This is a genomic window from Frankia sp. CeTa3Moorea (genome assembly GCF_978021225.1).
The window spans coordinates 1-3,036 of record NZ_CDXDOR010000277.1 but is presented as its reverse complement, the minus strand read 5'-3'; the positions used below and the strand labels follow the sequence as shown (position 1 = coordinate 3,036).

The 3,036-nt window shown below is 69.5% G+C and carries 2 protein-coding genes and 1 pseudogene; all 3 read left to right on the top strand.

Translation table 11 applies throughout. The features are described from left to right. Positions 1–550, top strand: a pseudogene (locus tag AC08OV_RS24265) (hypothetical protein); the annotation flags it as partial. 47 nt (positions 551–597) lie between these two features. Next, positions 598–1,656: an HNH endonuclease gene (locus AC08OV_RS24260; RefSeq protein WP_476616155.1), complete on the top strand. Its 1,059-nt coding sequence runs from the start codon at positions 598–600 to the stop codon at positions 1,654–1,656. 195 nt (positions 1,657–1,851) lie between these two features. Beyond that, positions 1,852–3,003, top strand: a complete 1,152-nt coding sequence (locus AC08OV_RS24255) for a GntG family PLP-dependent aldolase (protein ID WP_476616154.1) — start codon at positions 1,852–1,854, stop codon at positions 3,001–3,003. Positions 3,004–3,036 lie beyond the last annotated feature (33 nt).

Here is a 3,036-nt window from a genome sequence, read left to right as displayed (position 1 = left end):
CGCCCGTCCCGCCTTCGCCGCGTTCCGGGACCTCCCGGTGGCCCGGCAGAACCACTTCCCGTTCGACTCGCTCGAGGATTTCATCGAGAACGGTTCCGCGCTCGCCGGGTCCGCCGAGCAGATAACCGAGAAACTACTCGACCTCCACCGTCTGTTCGGCAACCAGGTGCTCGGTGTCGGGGTGGAGGGTTTCTTCTTCGCCTGTCGCCGACGGTCGGCGGGCGCCGGCCGTGGGATCCGGGTCGGCGTACGGCGGCCGTGCACGGCGGCCGTGAGTACGGATCAGCGTGCGGCAGTGGTGAACACCCGGTCCTCGCCGTCGGACGTGTCGCACACCCCGGCGACCGCTCCGACCGCCGGAGTGGCGGCGATGACGGCTTCCAGCAAGGTGCGGGCGGTGGCGAGGTCATCGATGGCCGTGGCGATCCGGCCCCGTTCCCGCTGGAGGTGGGGCAGCAGCTCGGCCGCTCGGCAGCCCGGATGCCCTGACCTGGACGCTACGTCTTCAGGCAACCCGTCCACGACACGGAGACATCACGACCCTCCATAATCGGCACCCATGTCGACTCTTCCGACATCGACGCTTAAGATAACCTAATGCCTGAGCTCGGGGACTACATAGGCATCACCTCAGGAGCTGCCGACCGCCAATGGGCCCGGGTGCTGGCCCGCATGCCGCGCTCATCCGAGGTGAAAGCTCGCCAGGAGACGTTCACTCCCGTCGAGACGCTTCTCTGCCTAGCCGCCTCCTTGAACGTCAACCACCGTCACTACGGGGGGTCGACGAGCCATAAAGCGCCATCACCAGTGCCCGAGCTTGCACGACTGTTCCGCCGCACACCCGCTTCGATCCTTGCAAAGATGGCGAACCTCGACGGCTCCCGGCCGAACGGTGCACGCCATGAAGTCGAGACCGCAGCCATTCTGCTCAACGACCCGAACCGCCTCTCCGCCATCTACACGATGATCCTCGCCGCGGGACGCGCCGCCGGGGTCACCGCCACCGATCTGCCCGACTTCCTCGGCCTCGGCGACGACCCCCTGCTTCTACTTGGGCAGGATGAGCTAGCCGACACCGACATCCAGGACGCCTTCACCACATCACAGCCTGGAGATTCCACCGAACATCCCGTAGATCCGATCACTACCAGGGTATTAATCGGCGCCGCCCGCGTCGGTCAACATCGCTTCGCCCGCGAGGTGCTAGCCAACTGTGGCCAACACTGCGTGTTCTGCGGCCTCACCCCCAGTGGCGATCTCCTGCGGCGACGCCTTCTCCGCGCCTCACACATCAAGCCATGGCGGACCTGTACCAACCGGGAACGTCTCGACGTCACCAACGGTCTCGCTGCCTGCCCCAACCACGATGCCGCCTTTGATGCCGGTCTGCTCTACCTCACCGACGACCTTACAATCCAGGTGAGCCCGGCTCTCGCCAAAGCCATGGACGAGGACCCAGGGACGGCTGCAGCGTTTGGTCGTCCACCACTTGCTAATAACCTTCTTCTACCCACCACCGCCGCCCTGCCTCGTGTAACCTATCTCGATTGGCATCGACGTCACCTTGTCCCGCCACGACCTGTTGCGCCGGGAGTCTGGCAGACGAATGGCCTCGCTTCCGATCTCACTTACCTGCATTCATCACCGGTCATGTAAGAACTGCGGATCCCTCGGCCTCCGTGTTGGGCTGGGCAGACACCGCCGGGCTGAGGAATGCCGAGGGCGAAGCAGCAGCAGGTCGCGCACCCGTTCGCCGAGTACCCGCTGGGGCGTACACCCAGGCTCGCACGCTCACCAACGGGCCGCCAATAGTCCGGAACGCCCTGGCGTAGGTAGCTACCATCACAAGGCATGATCTCCGATGCCACAGGTGACGGCTCTCCGAGGATCAACGACGAACCGGCCGCGTCCAGCCGGCCGCGGGTGGCGAACCGGCCGGACCCGCGCCCAGCCGGGCCCGTGGACCTGCGCAGCGACACCGTGACCCGGCCGACCGCGGCGATGCGCCGGGCCATGGCGTCGGCCGAGGTGGGCGACGACCACTACGGCGAGGATCCGTCCGTCCGCGCGCTGGAGGAGTACACCGCGGACCTGCTCGGCCACGAGGCCGCCGTGTTCGTGCCGAGCGGGACCATGGGCAACTTCGTCGCGTTGCGGTCCAGCGCGCCGGTCGGCACCGAGATCATCGCCGACACCGAGGCCCACATCGTCACCTACGAGCTCGGCGGGCTGGCCGCGCTCGGCGGGGTGCAGACCCGCACCCTGCCCGGCCTCACCGCGGCGGCGGACCTGGCGGACGTGGCCGCCGCGATCCGCGCGCACAGCGTCACCGGCAACTACAGCATGGTCAGGACCAGTGTGCTGGCCGTGGAGAACACCCATGCCCGCTCCGGCGGCCGGGTCTGGTCGCTCGGCCGGCTGGCGGAGTTCCGCGCCATCGCCGACTCCGCCGGCGTGGCGCTGCACTGCGACGGCGCGCGGCTGTGGAACGCCGCGGTCGCGAGCGCCGTCCCGCCGCGTCGCCTCGCGGCCGCCTTCACGACCCTGTCGGTGTGCCTGTCCAAGGGGCTGGGCGCGCCGGTCGGCTCCCTGGTCGTCTGTGATGCCGGCCGCGTCGGCACCGTCCGGGAGTGGCGCCGGCGGCTCGGCGGCGGGATGCGCCAGGCCGGCGGGTTGGCCGCGGCCGGCCTGCACGCGCTGCACCACCACGTCGACCGGCTCGCGGAGGACCATCGACGCGCCGCCGAACTCGCCGCGCTGCTGGCCGACGCCGCACCCGGCCGCGTCGACCCGAAGGCGGTGGAGACCAACATGGTGCTGGTCCAGGTCACCAACGCCGGAGCCGTCGCGGCGCGCGCCGCCGAGCAGGGCGTGCTGGTCGGGGCGACCGGGCCGACCACGCTGCGGATCGTCACCCACCTCGACGTGGACGACGCGGGCATCCGCCACGCCGGGTCTGTCCTCGCCCGCCTGTTGCGCGCCCAGCCGCCGGTGGCGGCTTGAGCCGGGTCCCACCTGAGCCGGGCCGGATCCCTC